Annotated in this window: 2 protein-coding genes; one reads left to right on the top strand and one right to left on the bottom strand. The window is 60.6% G+C overall.

The features are described from left to right. A partial coding sequence (locus EN742_RS35390) for an NAD(P)H-dependent oxidoreductase (RefSeq protein ID WP_148670548.1) occupies positions 1-423 on the bottom strand: 423 nt, incomplete at its 3' end. Between the two features lie 242 nt (positions 424-665). Between EN742_RS35390 and EN742_RS35385 the strand changes: the two genes are divergently transcribed. Then, the gene (locus tag EN742_RS35385; RefSeq protein ID WP_128333911.1) at positions 666-989 is read left to right on the top strand and encodes a MoaF N-terminal domain-containing protein; all 324 of its coding nucleotides are present in this window, start codon (positions 666-668) and stop codon (positions 987-989) included. Positions 990-1,215 lie beyond the last annotated feature (226 nt).

Raw genomic sequence — 1,215 nt, 5'->3', positions numbered from 1 at the left:
TTGCAAGGTTGAACCGTCCACGAAGACCAGGCATTGGCGCAGATGATGGTTGACACCGAAGCCGCCCATCGCACCCGTCGAGAAGCTGATTACCCCGCCGGGCTTCCCCGCCCACACATTGTGCCCGTACGGCCGTGATCCGACGTCGATGGCATTCTTCAGAGCTGCCGGGATCGAACGATTGTGCTCGGGCGTGACAAACAGCACGGCGTCCATTTCCCGCAATCGCTTGCGCAAATCGAGCCAGGCCTGCGGAGCGGCGCCTTCCAGGTCGGCATTGTAGAGCGGCAGCCCGCCAATTGCGAAGATCTCGATGTCGAGGATGTCTGGCGCGAGATCGATCAGGATCTTGGCGAGGCGGCTGGTGATCCCCTCTGCCCTCAGGCTTCCGGGAAACAATCCGACTCTACGTTCGCGATGCATTTTGGGTTCCTTCAAGGCTGAGGGATAGGACTAACTTCGAGGGAAGCCGCCGCGTCCGCATCTGCGTCGATCGCTGGTCGGACTCCCTCGGGCATCGGCGCGGCGAAATCGCTTCCCTCAAGATCGCTGCCGTGCTATTTCAAGCCGTGCATTCATGAAATATCAGAAGAATTTCAAACTTTCAAGAACGTTTGACGACCGTCCCTTAAGCTGTCGCCGTGTCTGACCCGGAGTTGAGACCTATGTTCGGCCAGAAGACCATTCGGATTGCCTACGACAACGGCGCGGTCTATCGCGTCTCCTACCTGCCCGGCGAGCATCTCCGCTGGACCTGCCTTGAGGGGCACGACAAGGGCAACTCAGCCGAGGAAGCCTACACGGCCCTGGAAGTCGCGCCAGGCATCTGGCTCGTGCACTGGATGGAATCGGACGGCATCGCGGTCACGCAGGTGGTCCAGCCCAAGGCCGCGGTCATAAACACCACGATCATCATTCCCTCTGCCTTGGCCGGCGGCGACAAGCCGCTTGGCCTTGTCCTGTCGGGCGCAATCAACGTCGAGAATTGAGACGGATTCGAGAGCGCTTCCAGGAAAAGCGCGCCGCACGGTTCCATCCGCAATGGCGTAAATAAAGCGGGTCAGCAATTCCGAGAAAAGCTGAACCGCTCCACGCTCGCCCCCTGGCTCGGCAAAGAAGCGAATTCGACGCCGGGCCGCCAAGGCGGCGACGCTCGCGTGGCTTCAATAGACCTTGGCGTCACCGGTTGTCCGCGTCGATCCGGCCGTCTTGAAG

Origin of the sequence: Mesorhizobium sp. M4A.F.Ca.ET.020.02.1.1, assembly GCF_004022645.1 — a bacterium.
In the GTDB taxonomy this organism is placed as follows: Bacteria; Pseudomonadota; Alphaproteobacteria; order Rhizobiales; family Rhizobiaceae; genus Mesorhizobium.
This window is presented reverse-complemented; position numbering and strand designations above follow the sequence as displayed.